The organism is Mesorhizobium sp. M7A.F.Ca.US.008.03.1.1 (assembly GCF_003997495.1).
Lineage (GTDB): Bacteria > Pseudomonadota > Alphaproteobacteria > Rhizobiales > Rhizobiaceae > Mesorhizobium.
In genome coordinates, this window is sequence record NZ_RZRU01000009.1 from 34,703 (window position 1) to 61,309 (window position 26,607).

Sequence of the window (26,607 nt, forward strand, 5' to 3'; positions counted from 1 at the left end):
TCTCCTGCGCCTAACAACGGATAGATGGGATTTTGGTTTCATCTTATTAAGGTGCAACCTAGTGAACGCTGCGTGAAGGCTTCGTGATCAGCGTGTTCATCTGTCGTTCATGCGCCGGAAAAGGTTCACGGCCGGCGCGCCGATCGGATTTGCCTTTGCGAGAGAGGCTCGCTAGAGCCTGTTCCATCTTGATGGACGGAAGATGGAACAGGCTCTAGCTTTCATTTGAGCATGATCTTTTCCAAAAACCGGTTTCCACTTTTTGGGATCATGCATTAGAAGCACCAGCCATGACTGAACGCATCGCCCTCTATGCCGGCTCCTTCGACCCGCTGACCAACGGCCATCTCGACGTGCTGAAGGCGTCGCTGGCCGTGGCCGATATCGTTTATGCGGCGATCGGCATTCATCCGGGCAAGCAACCGCTGTTTTCCTTCGAGGAGCGGGTGAAGCTGATCGAGACGGCGACGAAGACGGAATTCGGCAGCGACGGCGCCCGCATCCAGGTCGTCGCCTTCGACGGGCTGGTGATCGACGCGGCCAGGAAGCACGACGCCTCGATCATGATTCGCGGCCTGCGCGACGGCACCGACCTCGACTACGAGATGCAGATGGCCGGCATGAACGAGACCATGGCGCCTGAGCTGCAGACGGTTTTTCTGCCCGCCAGCCCCTCTGTACGCACCATTACCGCCACACTCGTCCGCCAGATTGCCTCGATGGGGGGTGACATCCGCCCCTTCGTTCCGGCGGCTGTCGCCGGCGCACTCACCGCCAAATTCAAGAAATGATGCATGTCGCTCAAAAGTGGAAGCCGGTTTTGGGGCAACGACATGCATAAACACAAAAATCCCCGGAGACAGATATGCAGCTGAAAAAGCTCGCCTCGTTCCTCGTTGTGCTTGCCGGCCTTGTGACCGCATCGGTCTCGGCCTTCGCCGCCGACCCGGAAAACACCATGATCATCACGCTGAAGGACGGCGACGTCACCATTGCGCTTCGGCCCGATCTGGCGCCCAAAAACGTCGCGCAGATCAAGAAGCTGGTGCGCCAGGGCGTCTATGACAACGTCGCTTTCCACCGCGTCATAGACGGCTTCATGGCGCAGACCGGCGACGTCAAGTTCGGCAACATCAAGAAGGGTTTTAGCGCCCAGGCCGTCGGCACCGGCGGTTCCGACCTGCCCGACCTGCCGGCCGAATTCTCGCAGAGCGAACACTACAAGCGCGGCGTGGTCGGCATGGCCCGCTCGCAGGACCCCAACTCCGCCAATTCGCAGTTCTTCATCATGTTCGCGCCGGCGCCGCCGCTCGATGGCCAGTACACCATCGTCGGCAACGTCGTCAGCGGTATGGAACTGGTGGACCAAATCAAGAAGGGCGACGCAGCGGACAATGGCACGGTCACCGACCCCGATCAGATGATCAAGGTGCGCATCGCCGCAGACAAGTAAAATTGTCAAATAACTCTGTTTTCTCAAAAGGATATCTGACATGGCCGAAATCAAGGACCGCGAGAACGCGCTCATCATGGAAACGACCAAGGGCACGGTCGTCATCGAACTTTTCCCCGACCTGGCGCCGGGCCATGTGGCCCGCATCAAGGAACTGGCTAGGGAGGGCGCCTATGATGGCGTGGTCTTCCACCGCGTCATCGAAGGCTTCATGGCGCAGACCGGCGACGTCAAGTTCGGCAATTCCTCGAAGCCTTCCTTCGCGCCGTCCCGCGCGGGCATGGGCGGCTCTGAAAAGCCGGATTTGAAGGCCGAATTTTCCAACGCCAACCATGCTCGCGGCACCTGCTCGATGGCCCGCTCGCAGAACCCGAACTCGGCCAATTCGCAGTTCTTCATCTGCTTCGACGATGCCGCTTTCCTCAATCGCCAGTACACGGTCTGGGGCCAGGTCATCGAAGGCATGGACAATGTCGACAAGATCAAGCGCGGCGAGCCGGTGCAGGATCCTGACAAGATCGTGTCGCTGAAGGTCGCGGCCGACGTCAAGTAAGGGCAAACGACAATGATGGGCGTCGTCTGGTCGCTTCTCGGCATCCTGTCCGGCGCCTTCATTGCCATTCAGGCGCCGATCAATTCGCAGCTCGCGCGCGGCCTGGGTCTCCCGGTCGCGGCGGCTGCGTTTTCGTTCCTGTCGGGCGCGATCGTGCTCGGCATCATCTCCGTTACGGTGGTCAAGCTGCAAGGCATCTCGCTCGACTGGAAGGCGCCGGCGCCCTGGCTGTTCGTGGCCGGCGGCATGCTCGGCGGCTTCTATGTCACGCTGTCGACGATCCTGACGCCACGCATCGGCGCCGCCGCGCTGATGGCGTTTCTGGTGGCCGGCCAGTTGCTGGCCGGCATGCTCATCGACCGCATTGGCTTCCTCGGCGTCGCGGTGCGTGAAATCTCGCTCGGCCGCATCGCCGGCGCGGTGCTGCTGCTGGCCGGAGCGCTGCTCGTCCGGCTCTACTGATGCGCGTCGATCTCTTTGACTTCGATCTGCCGGAGGAGCGCATCGCGCTTCGCCCGGCGGAGCCGCGCGACAGCGCCAAGATGCTGGTGGTCAAATCAGGCGAAGGGCTCGACGACCGCAGGGTTGGCGACCTGCCGTCCTTGCTCAGGGCCGGCGACGTGCTGGTGTTCAACGACACCAAGGTCATTCCAGCGCAGCTCAAAGGCATCCGGCGGCGGGGCGAGGCGACGGCGCAGGTCGAAGCCACACTGCACATGCGCATGGCGCCGGGCCGCTGGCTGGCCTTCATGCGGCCGGGCAAGCGCATCGCAGCCGGCGACCGCATCCATTTCGGCCATGACGGCAATTCCTGTTTCCTCGGTCAGCTCGACGCCACTGTGATCGAGAAAGGCGAGGGCGGCGAGGCGCTGCTTGGCTTCGACCTGTCGGGCCCCTTCCTCGACGAAGCGCTGCACGCGGTCGGCCACATTCCGCTGCCGCCCTACATCGCCTCGAAGCGCGATGACGACGAACGCGACCGAGCCGATTACCAGACTATCTATGCCCGCGAGGAAGGCGCCGTCGCTGCCCCCACGGCGGGCCTGCATTTCACGCCGGAACTCTTTGCGGCGCTTGATGCCAAGGGCATCGAACGCCGCTTCGTCACCTTGCATGTCGGCGCCGGCACGTTCCTGCCGGTGAAGGCGGACGACACCGCCGACCACAAGATGCATGCCGAAACCGGTTCGGTTAGCGCAGAAACAGCCGACGCGCTCAATGCGGCCAAGGCAAGGGGCGGGCGCATTGTCGCCGTCGGCACCACCTCGCTGCGTCTGCTGGAGAGCGCGGCGCGTGAGGACGGCACTCTGGCTGCGTGGTCCGGTCCGACTGATATCTTCATCACGCCCGGCTACCGTTTTCGCACCGCCGACATTCTGATGACCAATTTCCATCTGCCGCGCTCGACGCTGTTCATGCTGGTTTCGGCCTTCAGCGGCCTCGACACGATGCGTGCGGCCTATGCCCATGCGATCGAGAACCGCTACAGGTTCTATTCCTATGGCGACGCAAGCCTGCTTTTCCGAGCGGAGACGAGCGATGGACGATGATCTGCAAGCCTTTGACCGCGATGCGCTGATCGCGGAGGTGAAAAAACTGCGCGCCGGTATTCGCCAGCATCGCGACGCAACCGGCCATGAACTGTGCTGGCATCACCCCGATCTGTGGGACCTCCTGCCGGAAAAAACCGAACCGGCAATCGCCGTGCCGCCCTGGCCAAAATTCATGCGCGGCTGCATCCACTACCGCCAGTCGCTCGACAATCAGGCGCCGGACGCCCCGATCCACGACAAGGAATTCAATGGCTAAGCCGTTCAGCTTCAAGGTTCTGGCAACCGACGGCAAGGCGCGGCGCGGCGTGATCGACATGCCGCGTGGCGAAATCCGCACGCCGGCTTTCATGCCGGTCGGCACCGGCGGTACCGTCAAGGCGATGTATATGGACCAGGTGCGCGGTGTCGGCGCCGACATCATCCTGGGCAACACCTATCATCTGATGCTGCGACCCGGCGCCGAGCGCGTGGCGCGGCTCGGCGGCTTGCATGAATTTGCCCGCTGGCCGCATCCGATCCTGACCGACAGCGGCGGTTTCCAGGTGATGTCGCTGTCGAAGCTGAGGAAGCTGACGGAAAAGGGCGTCACCTTCCGCTCGCATATCGATGGCGCCGCCTACGAGATGTCGCCGGAGCGGTCCATCGATATCCAGGGGCTGCTCGATTCCGACATCCAGATGCAACTCGACGAATGCACGGCGCTGCCGGCCGAATTGAAGGAGATCGAGCGCGCCATGGAGCTGTCGCTGCGCTGGGCCGAGCGCTGCAAGACGGCGTTCGGCGACCAGCCTGGCAAGGCGATGTTCGGCATCGTGCAGGGCGGCGACAATGCAGCGCTGCGGGTGCGTTCGGCGCAGGCGCTGAGCGCGATGGATCTGAAGGGGTATGCGGTCGGCGGCCTGGCCGTCGGCGAGCCGCAGGCAGTGATGCTCGAAATGCTCGACGTCACCTGTCCGGAACTGCCGGCCGACAAACCACGCTACCTCATGGGTGTCGGCACGCCGGACGATATTTTGAAATCGGTGGCGCGCGGCATCGACATGTTCGACTGCGTGATGCCGACGCGGGCCGGCCGCCACGGCCTTGCCTATACCAGGCGGGGCAAGGTCAATCTGCGCAACGCCCGCCATGCCGACGATCCTAGGCCGCTCGACGAGGAAAGCGACTGCCCTGCCGCCCGGGACTACTCACGCGCCTATCTGCATCATTTGGTGCGCTCGCAGGAGGCGCTCGGCGCGATGCTTTTGACCTGGAACAACCTTTCTTACTATCAAAAGCTGATGCAGGACATTCGCGCTGCGATCGAGGCAGGCGCCTTCGAGGCGCGCGGCGCGGAAATCACCGAGGGCTGGGCGAGGGGCGATTTAGCAGCTCTATGAATCGTATGTGGTACCACCAGTCGTCTAAGAGGCGACAATTCCCTTGAATTGTGTAAAGCTTTTACCGATCTAGGATTGACGATGGGTTGTGCCAACGCCTCCCGAGGAAAGTACCCGCTATGGTAGCCGACGAAAAAGTAAAATCTGCGATCTCAAAGGTAGTTCGAGACAAAATTCACAGCGGAAAGATTCTGAATGTCGTGGTTAACCGTGATACTACGACCGATGGAGACAATATTCTAAACGTTTATGTGATATTTGATAGCAAAAATAATAAGATAGATGCAAGAGAGACAATAGGAATTACTCGCCAAGTCCGAAATAATCTATCTGAAATTGGTGAGGATAGCTTCCCTATTTTCTTCTATGTGGCGAAATCGGAAGCGGGAGATTTAGCTGAAGCCAAGTGATCTTCTCAATACGGCGAAATCTCTAGCAACTGCCGGGAAAGGCAAGCCGTCTCAGGTCAATCTGCGGCGTTCAGCCAGTACGATATATTACGCAATGTTTCATTGCTTAGCTGGTACCTGTGCGGACCTGTTGATAGGAGGCAGTGGCTCGGAGAGGAGCAAACACGCTTGGGTCGAAGTTTACCGCTCGCTTGCGCATGGAACTGCTAAAAGTGCTTGTGAAGATAAAAAAACGATCGGCAAATTCCCTGCGTCGATTGACGATTTCGCCAATAAATTTGTAGAGACCCAAAGCAAGCGGCATGAGGCGGATTATAATCCGTTGGCAAGGTTCTACAGGTCTGACGTCCTTGCTGACATAGAAAGCGTTAAAATTGTAATCGAGAATTTTTCGAAGGCTCCTGCAAAGGACCGGAGAGCGTTCGCTTCCTGGGTTCTTTTTAAAAATACCAAAAGGAATTAGCGCGGGGGGAACATCGCTGCCTCAAGTGCTGAGCGAATTCGAGGCGCGCAGGCTGCAGCCGGTGATCTGGAACGTGCCGTCGGGCTGTTGCTGCAACGTATAGACCGCTTCGTAATCCTTGCCGTCCGGTCCGACGATCAGCACCTGCTGGACGATCGAACCCGGAGTGGTCTCCTCGACCTTGCCGAAGGAATAGGTCCGCGGCTTGCGCACCGGCGGGTAGCCATTGGTCACCATGTTCATGAAGGCATCGACGGTCGGGAAGATCCGTTTCACATTCGGAGCGGCGAAGCTGTAGGCGGTGGCGCCGTCATTGGCGATGAGGGCCTTTAGCTGACCGTCGATGACAGACTGGCCTGCCTTGATCTCGGCATCGCCGGCCAATGCCGACGACACAAAGAGGAATGGAACGACTGCAATTGCGAAAAAGGCGCGGCGCATGGCCTGTCTCCGTTGTCCCGCGAAATATCTTCCCTCGAAATAGCGCTGTCCGAAGGCGCATCATAACATACGCTTGGCAGCGCATCGCGGTTTCAGCGATTGCGAATAATCGTTGGCGATCGGCGGCAGGTTGCATGCTGGTGCAGAGCTGCGGCAGGTCGTAGCCCACGTCGCGGGTCGACTGAGCATTCATTCCAGCGCTTGAAAGCCCGCCTCCAGTCTGCCAGAAGGGCGCTGGACTTGGACGTTTAGCGGGACGAAGCCATGAAGGCGTTTTTCGTGCAGATCAAATGCGAGCTGGGTAAATCCTATGAGGTTGCCAGCGCGCTTGCCGATGCCGAGATCGCCTCGGAAATCTACTCCACCGCCGGCAACTACGACCTGCTCGCCAAATTCTATGTCGACGACGAGGAAGACGTCGGCCATTTCGTCAACGAAAGGGTGCAGATTCTCCCCGGCATCAAGGACACGTTCACCGTCGTCACGTTCCGCGCTTTCTAGCCGCTAACCCACTTGCCCGGACACAAGGCAAAGCCTGACTACTGTCATATTTCGACTGCCTCAATTTTAGGCAGGCGCAACATACTGATCGCCCGTATCTCCCAAATCACCGATTGCGCTTGATTTTCTCCGGCGAGGCCAGTGAAATGGCGTCACAGGGGAGTATGCGATTGGCAGCGTTCGATGAAATGCTTCCGGAAGTCTCCGGATTGAGAAGACCGTATTCGGCTTATGATCGCTGGCTGAAGGAGCAGGATCCGGCCAGGTTGACCGAGAAGATGCAAGACGCCGAACGCGTCTTCCGCAAGACCGGCATCACCTTCGCCGTTTATGGCGAGCAGGAGGCTTCCGAGCGGCTGATCCCGTTCGATATCGTTCCCCGCATCATTTCAGGCAATGAATGGCGGCGCCTTACGCAAGGCATCGAGCAGCGCGTGCAGGCGCTGAACGCCTTCCTCGACGATATATACCATCGGCAGGAGATCCTGCGGGCAGGGCGCGTTCCCAGGGAGTTGATCGCCAGGAACGAGGCATTCCTGCCGGAGATGATCGGGGTAAGGCCGCCGGCCGGCGTCTATACCCACATCATCGGCGTCGACATCGTCCGCATCTCGGAGGACGAGTTCTACGTGCTGGAGGACAACGCGCGCACGCCGTCGGGTGTCTCCTACATGCTGGAGAACCGCGAGACGATGATGCAGCTGTTTCCCGAGCTGTTCCAGAAGATCAAGGTGCGACCGGTGGAAAACTACCCGCAGCTTCTGCGCCAGTCGCTGGCGGCGGTGCGGCCGCAAAGCACCAAAGGCGCGCCGACCATTGCGGTGCTGACGCCCGGCAGTTTCAACTCCGCCTATTTCGAACACGCCTTCCTCGCCGACCAGATGGGCGTGCAGTTGGTCGAAGGCCAGGACCTGCGCGTGGTCGACGGCCATGTCGCGATGCGCACGACCGAAGGCTACAAGCAGATCGATGTGCTTTACCGCCGCGTCGATGATTCTTATCTGGACCCGCTGACGTTCCGTCCGGACTCCGCTCTTGGAATACCCGGCATCATGGATGTCTATCGCGCCGGCAACATCACCATCGCCAATGCGCCGGGCACGGGCATTGCCGATGACAAGGCGATCTATTCCTACATGCCCGAGATCATCGAATTCTACACCGGCCGCAAGGCGATCCTCGGCAACATTCCGACCTGGCGCTGCTCTGAGCCGGACAGCCTGAAATACGTGCTCGAACACATCGACGAACTGGTGATCAAGGAAGTGCACGGTTCCGGCGGCTACGGCATGCTGGTCGGACCGGCGGCTACCAAGAAGGAATGCGAGACGTTTGCCAAGAAACTCCAGGCAAAACCCTCGAATTATATCGCCCAGCCGACGCTGGCGCTGTCGACATGCCCGATCCTGACGGAAAAAGGGTTGGCGCCGCGCCATGTCGATCTCAGGCCTTATGTGCTGGTCTCCGATCGCATCCAGATCGTGCCCGGCGGGCTGACCCGCGTCGCGCTCAAGGAAGGCTCGCTGGTCGTGAACTCCTCGCAAGGCGGCGGCACCAAGGACACATGGGTACTGGATGATTGAAGTTAGTGAGTAGGGAATAGTCAGTAGTCAGTAGTGACTGGTGGAAGTAGAGGAACAGGAAATGCCATATTCCATTGAGATTCAAACCCATACTATTCCCCACTCACTATTCCCTACTCACTAGCCCGAAGGGCCATTCCATGCTTCTCGGCCGCACTGCCAACGGGCTCTATTGGATGAATCGCTATATCGAGCGGGCGGAAAACATGGCACGCTTGGTCGATGCCGGCCTGCGCATGGCGCTTACCCGCACCCAGAGCGCCTCGGAAGAGTGGAATTCGGTGCTGCTCAGCGCTGGTTCCGACGTCACCTTCAGCCAGAAATACTCTGACTATACCGCCGCCAACGTCGCCGACTTCCTGTTGCGCGACACGTCGAACCCGTCGAGCACGATGGCGTCGATCGAGACAGCCCGCAACAATGCCCGCATGGTGCGTACCGCGCTGACGCGCGAGACCTGGGAGAGCATCAACGAAGCCTGGATGTCGCTGAAGCGGATGCTGGCCAGGCCGATCGACGAGCGCGACCTGCCCAGCGTGCTCGACGCTATCAAGCGCGAGACGGCGCTGATCCGCGGCTCATTCTACGGCACCATGCTGCGCAACGAGATCTTCGATTTCTCGCAGCTCGGCACTTATGTCGAGCGCGCGGACAACACGGCGCGTATCCTAGACGTAAAATATTATGTGCTGCTGCCGTCGATCTCCTGGGTCGGCTCGACGCTCGACAATTATCAGTGGGAATCGATCCTGCGTTCGGTCTCGGCGCATCGCTCCTATCGCTGGGTCTACGACGCCGATTACAAGCCGACCAACATTGCCGATTATCTGATCCTCAATGTCCGCATGCCGCGTTCGCTGATGTTCTGCTATCGCTTCCTGTCGGAGCATCTGGAATTCCTCGGCGACGATTACGGCGAACGCCATGCCTGCCACGCAACGGCCGAGAAGACGCAGACAATGCTGAGAGCCGGGTCGATCAAGGGCATATTCGACGCGGGCTTGCATGAGTTCCTGGCCAATTTCATTCGCGACAACACCAAGCTGGGCGAAGAGATCGCACAAGATTATCGGTTCAATTGAGCATGGTCCCGAAAGGTGGGAGCCGGTATTCTCAGACAACCGTTTGTCCGGAGATCGTGCTCACAAACGGAATAGAAGCATGCGGCTGAAGATTACCCACCGGACCGAGTACCGTTACGATGCGCCGGTGCACTATCTGTTGCAGCGGCTGCGGCTGCTTCCAGTCAGCGGGTCGACGCAGACCGTTCTGTCCTGGGCTCTGGCGATCGAAGGCGCACGCGAAGAGGTCCGCTTTGTCGACCATTTCGGCAACGACACAAGGCTGTTGAGCGTCGAGGGCGAGCGCGACTTCATCACGGTGGAGGCGTCGGGCGAGGTGGTGACGCGCGACACCGCGGGTGTCTCGGGACCACACCAGGGCTTTACGCCGCTCTGGCTGTACAGCCAAGAGACACCATTGACGACGATCGGCAGCGGTGTTCGCGATCTCGCCGCATCGGTCGACAAGGGCAGCGACATTGAAAGGCTGCACCGGCTGATGGCCATCATTGGCGAACGCGTCGCCTACACGCCCGGCACCACCAATGCGACGACGCCGGCGGAGGAAGCCTTGGCGCTGAAAACCGGTGTCTGCCAGGATCACACCCATATCTTTGCCGCCGCGGCGCGCGCCATGGGCTTTCCGGCTCGCTATGTCAGCGGCTATCTGATGCTGGATGCCACGGTCGAGCAGGCAGCCAGCCATGCCTGGGCCGAAGCGCACGTTTCGGGTCTCGGCTGGGTTGCCTTTGATGCCGCCAATGGCATTTCACCCGACGAGCGTTATGTAAAGGTGGCAACGGGCTGCGATTACCGCGACGCCACGCCGGTGTCGGGAATTCGGCTGGGACAGGCGGAAGAACAGCTTGCGGTCACCGTCACGGTGGAGCAGTAATCCGCCAGCATTTGCCGTTAGAAGAGATTCCATGACTTATTGCGTTGGCCTGAAGATCGATCGCGGGCTCGTGTTCATGTCGGACACGCGCACCAATGCAGGCATGGATTCCATCTCCACCTTTCGCAAGATGCATGTCTGGGAAGAGCCGGGCGAGCGTGTCATCGTTTTGATGTCGGCGGGCAATCTGGCGACGACGCAGGCCGTGGTCAGCCTGCTTGACGAGCGCACCAAGGCGATCTCCGAAAGACATTCCACGCTGCTCGAAACGCCGTCGATGTACCAAACGGTCCGCATTGTTGGCGACACGGTCAAGGAGGTCATCGCCAATTCGTCACCCGCTGGCGAGAAGGCGGATTCCTATTTCAATGCGTCCTTTATCCTAGGCGGCCAGATCAAGGGCAGCGAGCCGCGCCTGTTCATGATCTATCCCGAAGGCAATTTCATCGAGTCGACCGATGACACGCCGTTTTTCCAGATCGGCGAGACCAAATATGGCAAGCCGATCATCATCCGCGCCTACGAAAGGACGATGAGCCTCGCCGAGACGGTGAAGCTGCTTTTGGTGTCGTTCGATTCGACGTTGAAGTCGAACCTGTCCGTCGGCCTGCCGCTCGACCTGCTCTTCCTGGAGAAGGACGCCTTCAAGGTCGGGTTGAAGAAGCGGATTGGCCAGGACGACCAGTATTACCGCACGATCTCCGACGGCTGGTCGAATGCGCTGAAGACGGCTTTCGCCAGCCTGCCGGATTTTCCTGGCTGAGGCACGCCGCATTCGCTGGCGGTTGCATATATTTCACGCGTTAATTAGTAAAGAAGCCAGCCGCGATGGGTGGCGGCGAGGGATCATGTCGGGAGGACAGGATGAACAACGATGAGTTCCGGCAATGGTCGCGGCGCGCCGCCGACTGGGGCGCCGACTACCGCAACTCGCTGCGCGAGCGGCCGGTGCGGCCGCTGGTCGAACCGGGCGACATTTTTCGAAGCATAGAGGTTTCGCCGCCCGAAGACGCCGAACCGATGGACCGGATTTTCGCCGATTTCGAGGAGAAGATCTTGCCGGGGATGACGCATTGGCAGCATCCGCGCTTCTTCGCCTATTTCCCGGCCAATGCGGCGCCCGTCTCTGTAGTGGCGGAGTATCTGGTCTCGGCGATGGCCGCACAGTGCATGCTTTGGCAGACGTCGCCGGCGGCGACCGAGCTGGAAATGCGCACCGTCGACTGGATGCGCCAGGCGCTCGGCCTGCCGAAAGGTTTCTCGGGCGTAATCCAGGATTCAGCCTCATCGGCGACGTTGGCCGCGGTGCTGACCATGCGCGAACGGGCACTCGACTGGCAAGGCAACAAACAAGGCTTGGCAGGGCAGGCGCGGCTGCGCATTTATTCCTCCGACCAGGTCCACACTTCGATCGACCGGGCGATCTGGGTGTCAGGCATCGGCGAGGACAATCTCGTGCGCATTCCGGTAGGCGGCCGCTTTCGCGCCATGGACACGGCAGCGCTCGAGGCGGCAATCATCGGAGACCGGGAAGCCGGCATGCTGCCGGCGGGCATCATCGCTTGCGTCGGCGGCACCAGCACCGGCGGCACCGACGACATCGCGGCGGTGGCAGAGGTGGCGCGGCGGCATGGGCTTTATCTCCATGTCGACGCCGCCTGGGCGGGATCGGCGATGATCTGTCCGGAGTATCGGCATTTCTGGACAGGCGTCGAAGGCGCCGATTCGATCGTTTTCAACCCGCACAAATGGCTGGGCGCACAGTTCGACTGCTCGATCCAGTTCCTGCGCGATCCACAGAGCCATGTCAGGACGCTGGCTATCAAACCGGACTATCTGAAGACGCACGGTCATGACGGCATCATCAACTATTCAGAATGGTCGGTACCGCTCGGCAGGCGATTTCGCGCGCTGAAATTATGGTTCCTGCTGCGCGCCCATGGCCTGGAACGCCTGCGCACGATGATCCGCAATCATGTCGCCTGGAGCGAAGGGCTGGCAGCGCGGCTGGCAAGGGAGCCGGATTTCGAGATCGTCAGCGAACCGATGCTGTCGTTGTTCTCGTTCCGGCACAAGACCGCAACCGACGCGGACGAGCACAACCTGCGCCTTGTCAATGCGATCAACGACGATGGCCGCATCTACCTGACGCAGACGAAGGTTGATGGACTGATAGCGATCCGTTTCCAGGTCGGACAGTTCGAGGCGACCGCCGCCGATGTCGAAACGGCTTTTGTGGTAATTACTGAAATGGCACGTGGCTTGGATCGCTGATTTCGTTAGCCGGCTTATGCCTTTTCATCGGTTTCGTTTTCGACTATAGACAAGAAAAACGAAAACGGGAGGTTGCCCATGTATCTTTCGCCGCGCCATGCCGAGATTATTCAGATGGCCAAGGATCATGGCCGCGTACTGGTCGATGATCTGGCCACCCACTTCAATGTGACGCCGCAGACCATACGCAAGGACCTCAACGATTTGTGCGACCAGCGGCTGCTCTCGCGCATCCATGGCGGCGCGCTGTACCCCTCCGGCATCGAGAACATGGAGTATGAGGCGAGACGCAAGATCGCCGCCGACGAGAAGGAGGCGATCGGCCGCGCCGCCGCCAGGCTGATCCCCGACAACGCCTCGCTGTTCATCAACATCGGCACCACGACCGAGTCGGTCAGCAAGGCGTTGCTCGATCATAACGGTCTCATGGTCATCACCAATAACATCAATGTTGCCAATAGGATGCGGATATATCCGTCGATTGAGGTGGTGATTGCCGGTGGGGTCGTGCGCGGTTCCGATGGCGGTGTGGTGGGCGAGGCGGCGGTCGACTTCATCAGGCAGTTCAAGGTCGATTACGCGGTGATCGGCGCATCCGCCATCGACCATGACGGTGCCTTGCTCGACTTCGATTTTCGCGAGGTCAAGGTGGCGCAGGCGATCATCGCCAATGCAAGACATGTCATCCTGGTTTCCGACCAGACCAAATTCGAGCGAACCGCACCGGTGCGCATCGGCCATCTGTCGCAGGTCAACACCTTCATCACCGATCGTTGCGACATCCCGTCGGTGCGCAAGATCTGCCAGGAGGCTGAGGTTCAACTGATCGAGACGTCGCTCGCCTAGGCGGTTTTCACCTGATATCACGCGCTCGTGATATTTCGTTTGACATTCGTTATCATTTCGAAATAATTCCGACACGGTTTCGTAAAAGCCCAAAAATGGTGCAATGCGAAATCGCTGGAGGAATTTGTGGACGCATCTCCGATCCGTGACATTTTCGTCATTGGTGGCGGCATCAATGGCTGCGGTATCGCCCGCGATGCCGTCGGGCGTGGCTTTTCCGTCTTTCTCGCCGAGATGAACGATCTCGCCAGCGGGACCTCGTCGGGTTCGACCAAATTGATCCATGGCGGCCTGCGCTATCTCGAATTCTACGAATTCCGCCTGGTGCGCGAGGCACTGATGGAGCGCGAGGTTCTGTGGAAGAACGCGCCGCACATCATCTGGCCGATGCGCTTCGTGCTGCCCTATGCCAAGGGCCTGCGCCCGGCCTGGCTGATCAGGCTCGGTCTCTTCCTCTACGACCACATTGGCGGGCGCAAATTGCTGCCGGCGACCCGGACGCTGGACATGGCCAGGGATCCGGCCGGCAAGCCTTTGAAGCCGCTGTTCAAGAAGGCCTTCGAATATTCGGATGGCTGGGTCAACGATGCGCGGCTGGTGGCGCTGAACGCGCGTGATGCCGCCGACCGCGGCGCAACGGTCCGCACCCGCACGAAAGTGACCGGCGCGCGCCGCGAAAACGGCCTGTGGACGATCCAGATCGAGGATCTGCAGACCGGCGAGACCGAGGAGATCAAGGCGCGACTGCTGGTCAATGCCGCCGGCCCCTGGGTCGATCATGTGCTGTCCGGCGTCGTCGGCCTCAACGATGTGCACAATGTCCGCCTTGTGCAGGGCAGCCACATCGTCATCGCCAAGAAGTTCGACGATCCGCGCGCCTATTTCTTCCAGAACAGGGATGGCCGCATCATCTTCGCCATTCCCTATGAGGAAGAGTTCACGCTGATCGGCACCACCGATCAGGATTATCCCGGCGATCCGCATGACGTGAAGATCAGCGACACCGAGATCGACTACCTCTGCGCCGCGGCAAGCGAATATTTCGCGCAACCGGTCAAGCGCTCGGACATTGTCTGGACCTATTCGGCCGTCCGTCCGCTCTATGACGACGGAGCCTCCAAGGCGCAGGAAGCGACGCGCGACTATGTGCTCAAGGCCGATGGCGGCGAGGGCGCAGCCCCGATCGTCAACGCCTTTGGCGGCAAGATCACCACCTATCGCAGGCTGGCGGAATCGATGCTGGACAAGATCGAGGGTTTTCTTGGCAAACGCGGCAAGCCGTGGACGGCGAACGCGCCGTTGCCGGGCGGCGATTTCCCGGCCACCGGTTTCGATGCCGAAGTGGCGAAACTGAAGACCGCCTATCCATTCCTCGACGCGCGCCTCGCCCGCCGGCTGACCCGGCTCTATGGCACCCGCGCAAGGATGCTGTTGGGGCTGGCCAAATCGAACGTCGATCTCGGCCGCAACTTCGGCGCCGATCTCTACGAGGCCGAGGTGCGCTATCTCGTTCAAAACGAATGGGCCGTCACGTCAGAAGATGTATTGTGGCGCCGGACCAAGCGCGGTCTGCATCTCAGCCGCGAGCAGGTGGTGGCTCTTGATGAATTCATGCGCGGCATAAGCCGGCGCCATGTCGCGGCTGCCGAATGAAGAGGGGTTTGAGCTGATGCGGAAGGCCTGGGAGGAGGCATCATGCTGGAACTGAGAAACGTCACCAAAGCGGTCGGTGCGGTCGCGCATATAAGCGACGTGTCGCTGACGCTCCAGCACGGCTCGCTCAACGTCCTGCTCGGGCCTACGCTCTCGGGCAAGACCAGCCTGATGCGGCTGATGGCCGGTCTAGACGTGCCGACCTCCGGTTCCATCTGGTTCGACGGCCAGAACGTCACCGGCGTGCCGGTGCAGAAGCGCAAGATCGCCATGGTCTACCAGCAGTTCATCAACTATCCGGCGATGACCGTTTATGAGAACATCGCCTCGCCGCTCAGGGTGGCGGGAACCGATCAGGCGAAAATCGACAAGGAAGTGCGCAATGCCGCCGCGCTTCTCAAGCTGACGCCCTATCTCGACCGCACGCCGCTCAGCCTGTCCGGCGGCCAGCAGCAGCGCACCGCGCTCGCCCGCGCCATCGTCAAAAACGCCAGCCTGGTCCTTCTCGACGAGCCGCTTGCCAATCTCGACTACAAGCTGCGCGAGGAACTGCGCGCCGAATTGCCCAGGATCTTCGCCGCCGCCGGCACCATCTTCGTCTACGCCACGACCGAGCCGCATGAGGCCCTGCTGCTCGGCGGCAACACAGCGACGCTTTCTGAAGGGCGTATCACCCAGTTCGGACCGACCATCGAGGTGTTCCGCAAGCCGGCCGACCTAGTGACAGCCCGGACGTTTTCCGATCCGCCGCTCAACACCATCGTGCTCGCCAAGAAGGGCCGGGATTTCCTGCTGGAGGGTGGCGTGAACCTGCCGGTGCCGGCCGAGCTCTCCGGCATTGCCGACGCCATCTATACGGTCGGCTTTCAGCCGCATCACCTGTCGCTCGATCGGCCCAACGCGGCGGCGGTGCCGGTGCGGGCCAAGGTGACGATCACCGAGATCACCGGGTCGGAGAGTTTCATCCATCTCGATTTCGCCGATGCGCGCTGGGTCATGCTGACCCACGGTATCAGGCATTTCGAGCCGGACGAGGTGGTCGAGGTCTTCATCGATCCACGCCACATCATGGTTTTCGACGAGCACGGCCGCGCCGTGAGCACGCCGAAGCTGGCGGCTTGAGGGAAAGAGATGGCGCGCATCGACGTCAACCATGTCAGGCATTCCTATCTGCCGAACCCGCAGAAGGATGCCGATTTCGCGCTGCGGGAAGTGCATCATGTCTTCGAAGACGGCGGTGCCTATGCGCTGCTCGGGCCTTCGGGCTGCGGCAAGACCACGCTGCTCAACATCATTTCGGGATTGCTTCATCCCTCGCATGGCCAGTTGCTGTTCAACGGCAAGGACGTGACCAGTCTGTCGACTCAGGAGCGCAACATCGCGCAGGTATTCCAGTTCCCGGTCATCTACGACACCATGACCGTCTACGACAATCTGGCCTTTCCGCTGCGCAATCGCGGCGTGCCGGAAGCCGATGTCGACCGCAAGGTGCGCGAGACGCTGGAGATGATCGACCTGGCGTCATGGGCCAAGAAGAAGGCGAGGGGCCTGACCGCCGACCAGAAGCAGAAGATATCGCTCGGCCGCGGGCTAGTGCGCTCCGACGTCAATGCCATCCTGTTCGACGAGCCGCTGACCGTCATCGACCCGCATATGAAATGGGTGCTGCGCTCGCAGCTGAAGCAACTGCACCGCCGGTTCGGCTACACCATGGTCTATGTGACCCACGACCAGACCGAGGCGCTGACCTTCGCCGACCAGGTCGTGGTGATGTATGATGGCGGCATTGTGCAGATCGGCACGCCGGCCGAACTGTTCGAGCGGCCGCGCCATACTTTTGTCGGTTATTTCATCGGCTCGCCCGGCATGAACGTCATGCCGGTGGCGATCGACGGCAAGACGGCGACGCTCGGGTCGCAGCGGATCGAACTGCCCGGTGCGCCCAAGGCTGCTGCCGGGAAGGCGGGCAGCGGCGCCATCGAACTCGGCATCCGCCCCGAATATGTCAGGCTCGGCAATGACGGCATGCCGGTGACGATCAGCAAAGTCGAGGATCTCGGCCGCCACAAGGTGGTCCGCGCCAAGCTCGAAGGCCGCGACATCGCGGCCGTCATCGGCGAGGATGAGAGCGTTCCCGCCGATCCGAAGGTGCGCTTCGATCCGGCCGGCATCAACATCTACGCCGATTCCTGGCGCGTCGAGATGGAGGCGTAGATGGAAAAGACCTGGAACAACAAGGCCTGGTTCCTGGTGCTGCCGGTGCTGGTGCTGGTGGCGTTCTCGGCCGTTATCCCGCTGATGACGGTGGTCAACTATTCGGTACAGGACACTTTCGGCAACAACGTCTTCTTCTGGGCCGGCACCGAGTGGTTCGAGGAACTGCTCTCTTCAAGCCGCTTCTGGGAGGCGATGGTCCGCAACCTGATCTTCTCCTTCATCATCCTCGCCATCGAAGTGCCGCTCGGGATCTTCATCGCCCTCAACATGCCGAAAAAGGGCTGGGGCGTGCCGGTCTGCCTGGTGCTGATGGCGCTGCCGCTGTTGATCCCGTGGAACGTCGTCGGCACCATCTGGCAGGTCTTCGGGCGCAACGACATCGGCCTGCTCGGCTATTACGTCAACGCGCTGGGCATCGACTACAACTACGTGCAGGACCCGTTCGACGCCTGGGTCACTGTCATCATCATGGATGTCTGGCACTGGACCAGCCTCGTCGTGCTGCTCTGCTATGCCGGTCTGGTCTCCATTCCGGACGCCTTTTATCAGGCAGCCAAGATCGACGGCGCCTCACGCTGGGCCGTGTTCCGCTACATCCAGCTGCCGAAGATGAACCGGGTGCTGCTGATCGCCGTGCTGCTGCGCTTCATGGACTCATTCATGATCTACACCGAGCCCTTCGTGGTGACGGGCGGCGGCCCCGGCAACTCGACGACGTTCCTGTCGATCGACCTCGTTAAGACCGCGCTTGGCCAGTTCGACCTCGGTCCGGCCGCGGCCATGTCGCTGGTCTACTTCCTCATCGTCCTTCTGCTGTCATGGGTCTTCTACACCGTGATGACCAACTACGACGCGGAGCGCTGAGATGAGCGGCGCCAATGAAAGAACGACGAGGCAGGACAGAGTGAGCGAAACGACGGCTTCGGAAGGACTTGCCAGCGCAATGTCGCAGGACCAGATCGCGCGGCTGATGCGCCGTCGCGGCGAGGAATCGCGCTGGTGGTGGATCGTGCCGACGGTCTACATCATCGTGCTTTTGCTGCCGATCTACTGGCTCATCAACATGAGCTTCAAGACCAATGCGGAGATCGTCTCCTCGCTGACGCTCTATCCGCATGCGCCTACGATCGCCAACTACGTCACCATCTTCACCGATGCGTCCTGGTATTCGGGCTATATCAACTCGATCACCTATGTGGTGATGAACATGGTGATCTCGGTGGCAGCGGCGCTGCCGGCGGCCTATGCTTTCTCGCGCTACCGGTTCCTCGGCGACAAGCACCTCTTCTTCTGGCTGTTGACAAACCGCATGGCGCCGCCGGCGGTGTTCGCGCTGCCGTTCTTCCAGCTCTATTCGGCATTCGGCCTGATCGACACCCATATCGCGGTGGCGCTGGCGCACTGCCTGTTCAACGTGCCGCTGGCAGTGTGGATCCTCGAAGGCTTCATGTCGGGTGTGCCGAAGGAAATCGACGAGACCGCCTATATTGACGGCTATTCGTTCCCACGCTTCTTCGTCAGGATCTTCATGCCGCTGATCGCGAGCGGCATCGGCGTCGCCTGCTTCTTCTGTTTCATGTTCTCGTGGGTGGAACTGCTGATCGCCCGCACGCTGACCACCACCGACGCCAAGCCGATCGCCGCCACAATGACCCGCACCGTTTCGGCCGCAGGCATGGACTGGGGCCTGCTCGCCGCCGCCGGCGTGCTGACGCTGATCCCCGGTGCACTCGTCATCTGGTTCGTGCGCAACTACATCGCCAAGGGCTTCGCCCTGGGGAGGGTATGATGAAACAAACGCACCAGTTCATCCGCAACACCATCGCCGAGGGCTTCGCCCTTGGGAGGATATGACCATGAATTTCGACCTCACCTGGATGGCGTGGACGTGGCCGACGGCGGCCTTTTTCGGGACCATTCTTCTGCTGCTGTGCGGCATGGCGGCGTGGGAATACGCCTCGCCGGGCGGCAATCCGCGCGTCGGCGTGCTACGCTTCGAGACGACGCGCGGCGATCGTCTTTTCCTGTCGCTGCTTGGCAGCGCCTTTATCCATCTCGCTTGGTTGGGTCTTGTCGGATCCAATTTGTGGTGGGCTCTCGCTCTCTCCGTGGTCTACGCCGTTGGCGTGTTCCGCTACGTATAGAGGGGGAAACTGTTGGAGCGACCGCGTGCCGGCGGCCGCTCCAGATCGCACTTGAAACCTGTAACGTGGAGGAAACACATGCGACGGCAATTTTTAACATCAACGACCGCCCTTGTCCTGTTGCTCGGGGTCGGCAATGCCTATGCCGGGATGGACGAGGCAAAAGCCTTCCTGGACAAGGAAATCGGCCCGCTTTCGACGCTCGACCGCGCCGGCCAGGAAGCCGAAATGCAGTGGTTCATCGATGCCGCGAAGCCTTTCGCCGGCATGGACATCAAGGTCGTTTCGGAAACCATCGCCACCCACCAGTATGAATCACAGGTGCTGGCCCCTGCCTTTACCGCCATCACCGGCATCAAGATCACGCATGACGTCATCCAGGAAGGCGACGTCGTGGAGAAGATCCAGACCCAGATGCAGACCGGCCAGAACCTCTATGACGGCTGGGTCAACGATTCCGACCTGATCGGCACCCACTGGCGCTACCAGCAGGTGCGCAACCTGACAGACTGGATGGCGGGCGAGGGCAAGGATGTCACCAACCCGAACCTCGACCTGAAGGACTTTATCGGCACCTCGTTCACGACGGCTCCGGATAAGAAACTCTACCAGCTTCCCGACCAGCAGTTCGCGAACCTCTACTGGTTCCGTTACGACTGGTTCAACGACGAGAAGAACAAGGCGGACTTCAAGGCCAAATACGGCTACGACCTCGGCGTTCCCGTCAACTGGTCGGCCTATGAGGACATCGCCGAATTCTTCACCGGCCGTGAGATCGACGGCAAGAAGGTCTATGGCCACATGGACTACGGCAAGAAGGACCCGTCGCTCGGCTGGCGGTTCACCGACGCCTGGCTGTCCATGGCCGGCAATGGCGACAAGGGCCTGCCGAACGGTCTGCCGGTCGACGAATGGGGCATCAAGGTCGACGAGAACTCTCGGCCCGTCGGCTCCTGCACGGCGCGCGGCGGCGACACCAACGGCCCTGCCGCCGTCTATTCGATCCAGAAGTACCTCGACTGGCTGAAGGCCTACGCTCCGGCCGAAGCGCAGGGCATGACCTTCTCTGAATCCGGCCCGGTTCCGGCTCAGGGCGCGGTTGCCCAGCAGATCTTCTGGTACACCGCCTTCACTGCCTCGATGGTCGATGCCGGCGCAAAGGCAGTTCTGAACGACGACGGTACGCCGAAGTGGCGTATGGCGCCGTCGCCGCATGGTGTCTACTGGAAGGACGGCATGAAGCTCGGCTATCAGGACGTCGGTTCCTGGACACTGATGAAGTCGACACCGACCGACCGCGCCAAGGCCGCCTGGCTCTACGCGCAGTTCGTGACCTCGAAGACCGTCGACGTGAAGAAGAGCCATGTCGGCTTGACCTTCATCCGGCAGAGCACGATCGACGACAAGAGCTTCACCGAGCGCGCTCCGAAGCTCGGCGGCCTGATCGAGTTCTATCGTTCGCCGGCCCGCGTGCAGTGGTCGCCAACCGGCACCAACGTGCCTGACTATCCGAAGCTGGCACAGCTTTGGTGGCAGGCGATCGGCGATGCTTCGTCGGGTGCCAAGACAGCGCAGGAAGCGATGGACTCGCTCTGCGGCGAGCAGGAAAAGGTGATGAGCCGCATCGAGAAATCGGGCGTCCAGGGCGATATCGGCCCGAAGATGGCCGAAGAACATGACCTTGCCTACTGGAACGCCGACGCGGTCAAGAAAGGCAATCTCGCTCCTCAGTTAAAGATTGAGAACGAGAAGGAAAAGCCGATCACCATCAACTACGACGAACTGGTGAAGAGCTGGCAGAAGTAATCTAGGTGTTGGCGTTCGCGCCCGCATCATGAGAATAGGGGGAGGCGGCATCTTGCCGTCTCCCCTGTCTGTGTAAAAGACTAAGCGGGGAGGCATAATGACCGGATATATCCTTGCCATCGACCAGGGCACGACTTCGACCCGGGCGATCCTGTTCGATGGCCAGATGAAGCTCGCCGGCAGCGGGCAAAAGGAATTCATCCAGCATTATCCGGCCTCCGGTTGGGTCGAGCATGATCCCGAGGATATCTGGGCGAGCGTGGTGTCGACCGTGAAGGCGGCGCTGAAGCAGGCCGGCCGGAATGCATCCGAAGTGGTCGCGCTCGGCATCACCAACCAGCGCGAAACCGTCGTCATCTGGGATGGGGCGACCGGCAAGCCGATCCACAATGCCATTGTCTGGCAGGACCGGCGCACCGCGCCGCTGTGCCAGAAACTCAAGAAGCAGGGGTTGGAGAAGAAGTTCACCCGCAAGACCGGCTTGCTGCTCGATCCCTATTTTTCCGGCACCAAGATCGCCTGGATGCTCGACAAGGTGAAAGGCGCGAGAAAACGCGCCGAGAAAGGCGAATTGCTGGCCGGCACCATCGACAGCTTTTTGATCTGGCGGCTGACCGGCGGCAAGGTTCACGCCACCGACGCCACCAACGCCTCGCGCACGCTGGTCTACAACATCGCAGAGAATGCCTGGGATGACGAGCTGCTGGCTATTCTCAACATCCCGGCAAAAATGCTTCCTGAGGTAAAGGACTGCGCCGATGACTATGGAATCACTGAGAAAAATCTCTTTGGCGCCGAAATAAAGATCCTCGGTGTCGCCGGCGACCAGCATGCCGCGACCATTGGCCAGGCCTGTTTTGAGCCAGGCATGATGAAATCCACCTATGGCACCGGCTGTTTTGCACTGCTGAACACCGGCAGCGACCTAGTGCGTTCGAAGAACCGGCTCTTGACCACCATTGCCTACAGGCTGAACGGCAAAACAACCTATGCGCTGGAAGGCTCGATCTTCATTGCCGGAGCGGCCGTGCAATGGCTGCGCGATGGCATCAAGGTGATCGGCAAGGCCGAGCAGAGCGGCAAACTGGCTGATGAAGCCGATCCGACCCAAAATGTCTATCTGGTGCCGGCCTTCGTCGGGCTCGGCGCGCCGCATTGGGACGCAGAGGCACGCGGCGCCATTTTCGGGCTGACGCGCAATTCCGGTCCGGCGGAGTTTGCCCGCGCCGCGCTGGAAGCCGTCGCCTACCAGACGCGCGACCTGCTCGACGCCATGCGCAAAGACTGGAAGAGCGCTTCGGCCAAGACTGTGCTGCGGGTCGATGGCGGCATGGTGGCGTCGGACTGGACCATGCAGCGTCTGGCCGACATCCTCGATGCACCGGTCGACCGCCCGACCATTCTCGAGACGACGGCGCTCGGTGCCGCCTGGCTGGCTGGCTCGAAAGCAGGTGTGTGGCCAGATGCCAAGAAGTTCGCGAAAAGCTGGGCACTCGAACGGCGCTTCCAGCCTGACATGGATGCCCCAAAGCGCGCAGCTAAGCTCGCTGGCTGGCGCGATGCTGTGCGCAGGACGCTGAGCGTGCCATAAGCAGCTATCAGGTGGTGAGTGATGGGGCCGAGGGGGTTGAAGCCAGACTGGTATCCTGCGTGGCGCGACGAGGCTATCGAACAGCTGAATGCCAAGAATGCACGCTTGAACAAAGATTTCCACCTCGGCAGCTGGTCGCGCTATGATTATGACCTTACGGCCGGAAAGCTCCTGTTCTCGGATGAAGGAGGCGTCAAGATCGTCACCGAGATCCAAATTGCGGACTCTACGAGCCAAGGCCAGCAACTGGCTGTGGGCTTGGGCAAATTCGAATTTGCCCGGCGAGCTTCTCAGCGACGCCAAGCTGGTTCGCTCCTTCGGCGAGAAGAACAGTATAGATGAGTTGACGCAGGCCTACGTGACCGACGCCGGCAATGACCTGGAAGCGCTGGGCTGGGAGTTGACTGGAGCGACGGCTCGAATTTGCGATGCTCTTGGGGCGTACCGTTCACCGCGTGGTGAGGGTGGAGCGCTATATTTGATTTTTAAGAGCATCGACTGGGCGATCTGACAACGACTTTCCTCGATAGAAAGCCCGCGCTGTTTCCGACGCGGGCTTTTTACTCACCACCCACACTTTGGATCAGTAAGGCGAACGGCACTCTCGGCGAGGGCCGTAATTCGGCTGGAACGTGTTGTCCGAAGCGCGGTAGCTGCGATAGTGGTCATAGCACCACTGCACATGCGAGTTGCCTTCATAGACACGGTTGTTTTCGCTGTTGACGATCGCGCCGGTGATCAGCGCGCCGGTGGCGAATGCAGCCAGCGGAAACCAATGATCGCCATGGCGGCGATAGCCGGGGCGATATTCGCGATAGCCGCGATGGCCATTCCAATACGCGCCGCGATTGCGGGAAAAACTGCGGTCACGCGAAAAATTGCGATTGTAGCGGTCCTTGCGCCACTCCCGGTACTGGACTGTCTGCACATCCGGCACCGCGGCCTGGGACTGCGGCACATAGTTCGGCTGGGCGTTAACCGACGCCGCCTCCGCCGCAACGAATGTGACGGAGAGAGTGGCCGCCAGCAGGCTCGTTGTGATTCTGTTCATTGGTCTTCTCCTCGATGGTTGGCGGACGTCCCTGTGCCGGGAAAACGAGCGGCGCATACAATTGTTCCCCAGACTGGATGCCGCTGTCTGGAAGAAATGGTAGTGTTTCTTGGCAGTTCTCCCACCGGCGGCGCGGCGGGCAAGTGTCACAACAGGGCGAAGCCCCCGTGGTTGCGAGCCCTCTTTTTCCGGTTGACCGGTCGCGGCACTCTCCCTATGTTCCGCGCAATTTCGAGGGCCGCCTTTCGCGCCCGAGGGAGCGCGTAGCTCAGCCGGTAGAGCAACTGACTTTTAATCAGTAGGTCATGGGTTCGAATCCCATCGCGCTCACCAAAAATCCGGGTGACTGCAGATCGTCTGGAAGACGGAGAGCTTGGCTCTTTGCTACGTGTGGTTTCGGTCGTTTCCCGACAAGAGTTGCTGCGCAAGCGGCTGCACATTTTCCCAGTAGGTAATGCACCTGTCGTAAACTTTGTTCGCCACGCGCTCTCTGCCAATTCGCTCCCACTCCGGCGTCCAGGGCGTATCCCAGTCAAAGTGCTGCGAGATGAGCAGTTCCCTGTCAAAGCACCGCGGATCCCGCTCTAGAATCTGGCGGGCCTCGTCCGCCAATGGTGTATAGGCTTTGACCGCAGCCATCTTCCTGGCGCGAGCAGCAGAATCCAATTGAATGTCCACTTCGACAAGCCCCGGCACGTTGGGAACCGCGGCAGTGCAAAGCTGCTTGTGCCCCGGCCGTATGCTTTGCAGCATCCCGTTGAGGGCATTGCCGAATGCATATGCCAGATCGTGCATCGGATTGTAGCCATCAACCGCGTCCGAGACGATTTGCACGTCCTGCATATCCGACACATCGACGCTGATTCTTTCCAGCACATCGGCAAAAACGACAAAGTCCCTGGCCAAAAGCGCCTTATACCAAGCGCTGTCCGGAATATCGCCAAACACCGCCCCAGCGGTTGCGCCAGCCGCTTCCACCACGTCGCGTGAATATTGGGTTCGCGCAGAGTGGCGACCGCCTGAACCATCCGTCAGAAGGTAGATTCGCGGTTTCTTAAGCTCAAGCCAGTGATGAATCCTAAGCTCATGCCCTGGATGTGCAAGGATCAGCACATGTTGCAATTTTTCGGGCAAGCAACGGCTCCAATCCAGGTTTCGGCATGCATCCGCGTTTCAGATTGCATCCAAGGCGGCGACCAGGCATCAAGGGTTCCCAACATCGAGTTGGCGCCAAGTCAATTTGCCCAAACTTGTCTGGTCAATGCCTTCAAACTAAGAACGCTGCGTAGCATCTGTTATCCTCGCCGCCAATGCGGCGATTGCGAAACAGGCAGGAGGCGGCATTTGCGGGTTCTCATCACCAATCTGTTCGTGTCGCATAACAGCGGTACCGAAGCCGTTGTCGAATTGCTGGCCGACGGGCTTCGCGGCGCCGGTCATCAAACCATGTTGCTGGCTCCAACCCTTGGCGACATGGCCGACAGAATGCGCAGGCGAGGACACCATGTGGTGGACCGAATTGCGGAGATCGTCGAAAAGCCCGATATAATCCATGGTCAGCATTTGACGCCTTGCCTGACCGCGCTGGCGCGGTTTCCCGATGTGCCAGCCGTGTTTTCCTGCCATAGCGCTTTCTTTGAGGTCGAAGCTCCCATGCTTCATCCGCAAATACGCCGCTGGATCGCGGTCGACGAAGCGTGCAGGGCCAAATGCCTGTCGCGCGGTGTACCTGCGGACAAATTGGACCTCATCTACAACGCGGTCGACCTTCAACGTTTCAAGCCCCGCCTGCCACTGCCTTCCAGACCCGCCAAAGGGCTGCTGCTGACCAAGAATCTTGAACACCAACAGGCGGTGCGCGAAGCCTGCTCGAAACGCAGCATTCAACTGGATGAGTTGGGTCCGGCCACGGGACGTTTTTCCCATCAGCTCGAAAAGGATTTGCTCGAATACGACATCGTGTTTGCAACTGCGCGCATGGCCATCGAAGCCGCCGCGGTGGGATGCTCGGTCGTCGTCTGCGACGCGCGTGGCTTCGCCGGCCTTCTGGATACGGCAAACATGCAGGCATGGCGGCAAATGAACCTTGGGGTTGGTCTCCTGACGAGGCCGACCACCGTCGAAAATCTGACGGATGCGATTTCGCGGTTCGATGCCGGCGATGCCGCCAAGGTTTCCGCCTATTTTCGTGACGTGGCTGATGTCTCGCACTTCGTCGAAGAGCATATCAGGGTCTACAGCCTGGCCATCCAGGCCGGTACGAACACGACCGCTGACGAGCGGTCACTAGCAACCGCGTGCTGGATCGAGGAAATCGGCGTGTCGCTTTCGCCGCGCAGATGGGCCTCCATCGTGAAGGAGATGCATGGATGGGAAATTTCGCCGGATCAGGCCGCGCTTGTGGAATTGCTGCGATCAAACACAAAAACGCTAGAGAGCAATGCCGCGTCGTTGATGGTGCTTGGCGAGCAGGTCAAATCCATTGGACCCGAATTTGCAAAAATTGATGCAGAGCTTTTGGTCCTTTCAAATTTCGTCAATGAGAGCAAACGGCTCTACAACGGTATGATCCCGTTGTTTATGAGAAAAATGTTTCTTCGGGCTCGCCGGCGAGGTTAAAGCTGCGGTGGCCTGCGCGGCTGCTCAATTTGTACAATCCACATACGCTGGATCTTGCATAGAGTTGCCTGCTGCGACGGTGATGAGCGTCGAATGGATCAGGGATCGACGCTA

General features: G+C 60.2%; 27 protein-coding genes, 1 tRNA gene and 1 pseudogene. 26 read left to right on the plus strand and 3 right to left on the minus strand.

What is annotated here, in order from left to right; all coding sequences use genetic code 11:
* The first annotated feature begins 290 nt into the window (after nucleotides 1-290).
* From coaD to EOA16_RS14330, 8 genes are all read left to right on the plus strand, one after another.
* Entirely contained in the window at nucleotides 291-791 is a 501-nt protein-coding gene (gene coaD, locus EOA16_RS14295) for a pantetheine-phosphate adenylyltransferase (RefSeq protein WP_127258897.1), read from the plus strand.
* A 74-nt stretch (nucleotides 792-865) separates the two neighbouring features.
* Nucleotides 866-1,453 (plus strand): peptidylprolyl isomerase, encoded by a 588-nt coding sequence (locus tag EOA16_RS14300; RefSeq protein ID WP_127258899.1) that lies wholly within the window; start codon nucleotides 866-868, stop codon nucleotides 1,451-1,453.
* Nucleotides 1,454-1,493: 40 nt separating this feature from the next.
* Nucleotides 1,494-2,006, plus strand: coding sequence for a peptidylprolyl isomerase (locus EOA16_RS14305; protein WP_127258901.1), 513 nt, complete (start codon nucleotides 1,494-1,496; stop codon nucleotides 2,004-2,006).
* 12 nt (nucleotides 2,007-2,018) lie between these two features.
* Nucleotides 2,019-2,468 (plus strand): DMT family transporter, encoded by a 450-nt coding sequence (locus tag EOA16_RS14310; RefSeq protein ID WP_027036714.1) that lies wholly within the window; start codon nucleotides 2,019-2,021, stop codon nucleotides 2,466-2,468.
* Nucleotides 2,468-3,556 carry a tRNA preQ1(34) S-adenosylmethionine ribosyltransferase-isomerase QueA gene (gene queA, locus EOA16_RS14315; RefSeq protein WP_127258903.1) on the plus strand — a complete coding sequence of 363 codons (1,089 nt, stop codon included), beginning with the start codon at nucleotides 2,468-2,470 and terminating at the stop codon, nucleotides 3,554-3,556. Before EOA16_RS14310 ends, queA begins: the two co-directional genes overlap by 1 nt.
* The gene (locus tag EOA16_RS14320) at nucleotides 3,546-3,815 is read left to right on the plus strand and encodes a hypothetical protein (protein WP_127258905.1); all 270 of its coding nucleotides are present in this window, start codon (nucleotides 3,546-3,548) and stop codon (nucleotides 3,813-3,815) included. The genes queA and EOA16_RS14320 overlap by 11 nt, the downstream gene beginning before the upstream one ends.
* Nucleotides 3,808-4,938 (plus strand): tRNA guanosine(34) transglycosylase Tgt, encoded by a 1,131-nt coding sequence (tgt, locus tag EOA16_RS14325; RefSeq protein WP_127258906.1) that lies wholly within the window; start codon nucleotides 3,808-3,810, stop codon nucleotides 4,936-4,938. The genes EOA16_RS14320 and tgt overlap by 8 nt, the downstream gene beginning before the upstream one ends.
* Before the next feature lie 119 nt (nucleotides 4,939-5,057).
* A complete protein-coding gene (locus EOA16_RS14330; RefSeq protein WP_127258908.1) occupies nucleotides 5,058-5,348 on the plus strand; it encodes a hypothetical protein in 291 nt (96 codons plus the stop codon).
* A 484-nt stretch (nucleotides 5,349-5,832) separates the two neighbouring features.
* On the opposite strand, the gene EOA16_RS14340 is transcribed toward EOA16_RS14330, so the two are convergent.
* Nucleotides 5,833-6,252, minus strand: coding sequence for a DUF4864 domain-containing protein (locus EOA16_RS14340; RefSeq protein WP_127258912.1), 420 nt, complete (start codon nucleotides 6,250-6,252; stop codon nucleotides 5,833-5,835).
* Between the two features lie 264 nt (nucleotides 6,253-6,516).
* On the opposite strand from EOA16_RS14340, the gene EOA16_RS14345 reads away from it, so the two are divergent.
* The 16 genes and pseudogenes from EOA16_RS14345 to EOA16_RS33630 all read left to right on the plus strand — a co-directional run bounded on the left by EOA16_RS14345 (nucleotide 6,517) and on the right by EOA16_RS33630 (nucleotide 23,334).
* A complete protein-coding gene (locus EOA16_RS14345) occupies nucleotides 6,517-6,753 on the plus strand; it encodes an Lrp/AsnC ligand binding domain-containing protein (protein ID WP_127258914.1) in 237 nt (78 codons plus the stop codon).
* Between the two features lie 170 nt (nucleotides 6,754-6,923).
* Nucleotides 6,924-8,336: a circularly permuted type 2 ATP-grasp protein gene (locus EOA16_RS14350; RefSeq protein ID WP_027036711.1), complete on the plus strand. Its 1,413-nt coding sequence runs from the start codon at nucleotides 6,924-6,926 to the stop codon at nucleotides 8,334-8,336.
* 140 nt (nucleotides 8,337-8,476) lie between these two features.
* Complete coding sequence (locus tag EOA16_RS14355) at nucleotides 8,477-9,418, plus strand: alpha-E domain-containing protein (protein WP_127258916.1); 942 nt, start codon at nucleotides 8,477-8,479, stop codon at nucleotides 9,416-9,418.
* Nucleotides 9,419-9,497: 79 nt separating this feature from the next.
* Nucleotides 9,498-10,292: a transglutaminase family protein gene (locus EOA16_RS14360; protein ID WP_127258918.1), complete on the plus strand. Its 795-nt coding sequence runs from the start codon at nucleotides 9,498-9,500 to the stop codon at nucleotides 10,290-10,292.
* Between the two features lie 31 nt (nucleotides 10,293-10,323).
* Nucleotides 10,324-11,055: a peptidase gene (locus EOA16_RS14365; RefSeq protein ID WP_027036708.1), complete on the plus strand. Its 732-nt coding sequence runs from the start codon at nucleotides 10,324-10,326 to the stop codon at nucleotides 11,053-11,055.
* Between the two features lie 101 nt (nucleotides 11,056-11,156).
* Entirely contained in the window at nucleotides 11,157-12,566 is a 1,410-nt protein-coding gene (locus EOA16_RS14370; protein ID WP_127258920.1) for an aspartate aminotransferase family protein, read from the plus strand.
* A 78-nt stretch (nucleotides 12,567-12,644) separates the two neighbouring features.
* Nucleotides 12,645-13,412, plus strand: a complete 768-nt coding sequence (locus EOA16_RS14375; RefSeq protein ID WP_127258922.1) for a DeoR/GlpR family DNA-binding transcription regulator — start codon at nucleotides 12,645-12,647, stop codon at nucleotides 13,410-13,412.
* A 126-nt stretch (nucleotides 13,413-13,538) separates the two neighbouring features.
* Nucleotides 13,539-15,065 carry a glycerol-3-phosphate dehydrogenase gene (gene glpD / locus EOA16_RS14380; protein ID WP_127258924.1) on the plus strand — a complete coding sequence of 509 codons (1,527 nt, stop codon included), beginning with the start codon at nucleotides 13,539-13,541 and terminating at the stop codon, nucleotides 15,063-15,065.
* A gap of 42 nt (nucleotides 15,066-15,107) precedes the next feature.
* Complete coding sequence (locus EOA16_RS14385) at nucleotides 15,108-16,187, plus strand: ABC transporter ATP-binding protein (protein ID WP_127258926.1); 1,080 nt, start codon at nucleotides 15,108-15,110, stop codon at nucleotides 16,185-16,187.
* 9 nt (nucleotides 16,188-16,196) lie between these two features.
* Nucleotides 16,197-17,279: an ABC transporter ATP-binding protein gene (locus EOA16_RS14390; RefSeq protein ID WP_127258928.1), complete on the plus strand. Its 1,083-nt coding sequence runs from the start codon at nucleotides 16,197-16,199 to the stop codon at nucleotides 17,277-17,279.
* The gene (locus tag EOA16_RS14395) at nucleotides 17,280-18,146 is read left to right on the plus strand and encodes a sugar ABC transporter permease (RefSeq protein ID WP_013531810.1); all 867 of its coding nucleotides are present in this window, start codon (nucleotides 17,280-17,282) and stop codon (nucleotides 18,144-18,146) included. It abuts the gene before it with no gap.
* Between the two features lies 1 nt (nucleotide 18,147).
* Nucleotides 18,148-19,071, plus strand: a complete 924-nt coding sequence (locus tag EOA16_RS14400) for a carbohydrate ABC transporter permease (protein ID WP_127258930.1) — start codon at nucleotides 18,148-18,150, stop codon at nucleotides 19,069-19,071.
* A 61-nt stretch (nucleotides 19,072-19,132) separates the two neighbouring features.
* Entirely contained in the window at nucleotides 19,133-19,426 is a 294-nt protein-coding gene (locus tag EOA16_RS14405) for a DUF2160 domain-containing protein (RefSeq protein ID WP_164754267.1), read from the plus strand.
* A gap of 78 nt (nucleotides 19,427-19,504) precedes the next feature.
* The gene (locus tag EOA16_RS14410) at nucleotides 19,505-21,232 is read left to right on the plus strand and encodes an ABC transporter substrate-binding protein (protein ID WP_057145741.1); all 1,728 of its coding nucleotides are present in this window, start codon (nucleotides 19,505-19,507) and stop codon (nucleotides 21,230-21,232) included.
* A gap of 97 nt (nucleotides 21,233-21,329) precedes the next feature.
* Complete coding sequence (gene glpK / locus EOA16_RS14415; protein ID WP_127258934.1) at nucleotides 21,330-22,823, plus strand: glycerol kinase GlpK; 1,494 nt, start codon at nucleotides 21,330-21,332, stop codon at nucleotides 22,821-22,823.
* Between the two features lie 21 nt (nucleotides 22,824-22,844).
* Nucleotides 22,845-23,334: pseudogene (locus EOA16_RS33630) on the plus strand (DUF6882 domain-containing protein).
* 72 nt (nucleotides 23,335-23,406) lie between these two features.
* Here the strand turns inward: EOA16_RS33630 and EOA16_RS14425 are convergent.
* Nucleotides 23,407-23,874, minus strand: a complete 468-nt coding sequence (locus EOA16_RS14425) for a BA14K family protein (protein WP_127258936.1) — start codon at nucleotides 23,872-23,874, stop codon at nucleotides 23,407-23,409.
* A 257-nt stretch (nucleotides 23,875-24,131) separates the two neighbouring features.
* On the opposite strand from EOA16_RS14425, the gene EOA16_RS14430 reads away from it, so the two are divergent.
* Nucleotides 24,132-24,207 (plus strand) — tRNA-Lys (locus EOA16_RS14430).
* A gap of 51 nt (nucleotides 24,208-24,258) precedes the next feature.
* On the opposite strand, the gene EOA16_RS14435 is transcribed toward EOA16_RS14430, so the two are convergent.
* Entirely contained in the window at nucleotides 24,259-25,008 is a 750-nt protein-coding gene (locus tag EOA16_RS14435) for a hypothetical protein (RefSeq protein ID WP_245455924.1), read from the minus strand.
* Between EOA16_RS14435 and EOA16_RS14440 the strand changes: the two genes are divergently transcribed.
* The gene (locus EOA16_RS14440; protein WP_245455925.1) at nucleotides 24,988-26,493 is read left to right on the plus strand and encodes a glycosyltransferase; all 1,506 of its coding nucleotides are present in this window, start codon (nucleotides 24,988-24,990) and stop codon (nucleotides 26,491-26,493) included. The two genes, EOA16_RS14435 and EOA16_RS14440, sit on opposite strands and share 21 nt — an antisense overlap.
* Nucleotides 26,494-26,607 lie beyond the last annotated feature (114 nt).

Coding starts and splice junctions, on each gene's coding strand:
- coaD (WP_127258897.1), top strand. CDS start 291: ATGACTGAACGCATCGCCCTCTATGCCGGCTCCTTCGACCCGCTGACC.
- EOA16_RS14300 (WP_127258899.1), top strand. CDS start 866: ATGCAGCTGAAAAAGCTCGCCTCGTTCCTCGTTGTGCTTGCCGGCCTT.
- EOA16_RS14305 (WP_127258901.1), top strand. CDS start 1,494: ATGGCCGAAATCAAGGACCGCGAGAACGCGCTCATCATGGAAACGACC.
- EOA16_RS14310 (WP_027036714.1), top strand. CDS start 2,019: ATGATGGGCGTCGTCTGGTCGCTTCTCGGCATCCTGTCCGGCGCCTTC.
- queA (WP_127258903.1), top strand. CDS start 2,468: ATGCGCGTCGATCTCTTTGACTTCGATCTGCCGGAGGAGCGCATCGCG.
- EOA16_RS14320 (WP_127258905.1), top strand. CDS start 3,546: ATGGACGATGATCTGCAAGCCTTTGACCGCGATGCGCTGATCGCGGAG.
- tgt (WP_127258906.1), top strand. CDS start 3,808: ATGGCTAAGCCGTTCAGCTTCAAGGTTCTGGCAACCGACGGCAAGGCG.
- EOA16_RS14330 (WP_127258908.1), top strand. CDS start 5,058: ATGGTAGCCGACGAAAAAGTAAAATCTGCGATCTCAAAGGTAGTTCGA.
- EOA16_RS14340 (WP_127258912.1), bottom strand. CDS start 6,252: ATGCGCCGCGCCTTTTTCGCAATTGCAGTCGTTCCATTCCTCTTTGTG.
- EOA16_RS14345 (WP_127258914.1), top strand. CDS start 6,517: ATGAAGGCGTTTTTCGTGCAGATCAAATGCGAGCTGGGTAAATCCTAT.
- EOA16_RS14355 (WP_127258916.1), top strand. CDS start 8,477: ATGCTTCTCGGCCGCACTGCCAACGGGCTCTATTGGATGAATCGCTAT.
- EOA16_RS14360 (WP_127258918.1), top strand. CDS start 9,498: ATGCGGCTGAAGATTACCCACCGGACCGAGTACCGTTACGATGCGCCG.
- EOA16_RS14365 (WP_027036708.1), top strand. CDS start 10,324: ATGACTTATTGCGTTGGCCTGAAGATCGATCGCGGGCTCGTGTTCATG.
- EOA16_RS14370 (WP_127258920.1), top strand. CDS start 11,157: ATGAACAACGATGAGTTCCGGCAATGGTCGCGGCGCGCCGCCGACTGG.
- EOA16_RS14375 (WP_127258922.1), top strand. CDS start 12,645: ATGTATCTTTCGCCGCGCCATGCCGAGATTATTCAGATGGCCAAGGAT.
- EOA16_RS14385 (WP_127258926.1), top strand. CDS start 15,108: ATGCTGGAACTGAGAAACGTCACCAAAGCGGTCGGTGCGGTCGCGCAT.
- EOA16_RS14390 (WP_127258928.1), top strand. CDS start 16,197: ATGGCGCGCATCGACGTCAACCATGTCAGGCATTCCTATCTGCCGAAC.
- EOA16_RS14395 (WP_013531810.1), top strand. CDS start 17,280: ATGGAAAAGACCTGGAACAACAAGGCCTGGTTCCTGGTGCTGCCGGTG.
- EOA16_RS14400 (WP_127258930.1), top strand. CDS start 18,148: ATGAGCGGCGCCAATGAAAGAACGACGAGGCAGGACAGAGTGAGCGAA.
- EOA16_RS14405 (WP_164754267.1), top strand. CDS start 19,133: ATGACCATGAATTTCGACCTCACCTGGATGGCGTGGACGTGGCCGACG.
- EOA16_RS14410 (WP_057145741.1), top strand. CDS start 19,505: ATGCGACGGCAATTTTTAACATCAACGACCGCCCTTGTCCTGTTGCTC.
- glpK (WP_127258934.1), top strand. CDS start 21,330: ATGACCGGATATATCCTTGCCATCGACCAGGGCACGACTTCGACCCGG.
- EOA16_RS14425 (WP_127258936.1), bottom strand. CDS start 23,874: ATGAACAGAATCACAACGAGCCTGCTGGCGGCCACTCTCTCCGTCACA.
- EOA16_RS14440 (WP_245455925.1), top strand. CDS start 24,988: ATGTTGCAATTTTTCGGGCAAGCAACGGCTCCAATCCAGGTTTCGGCA.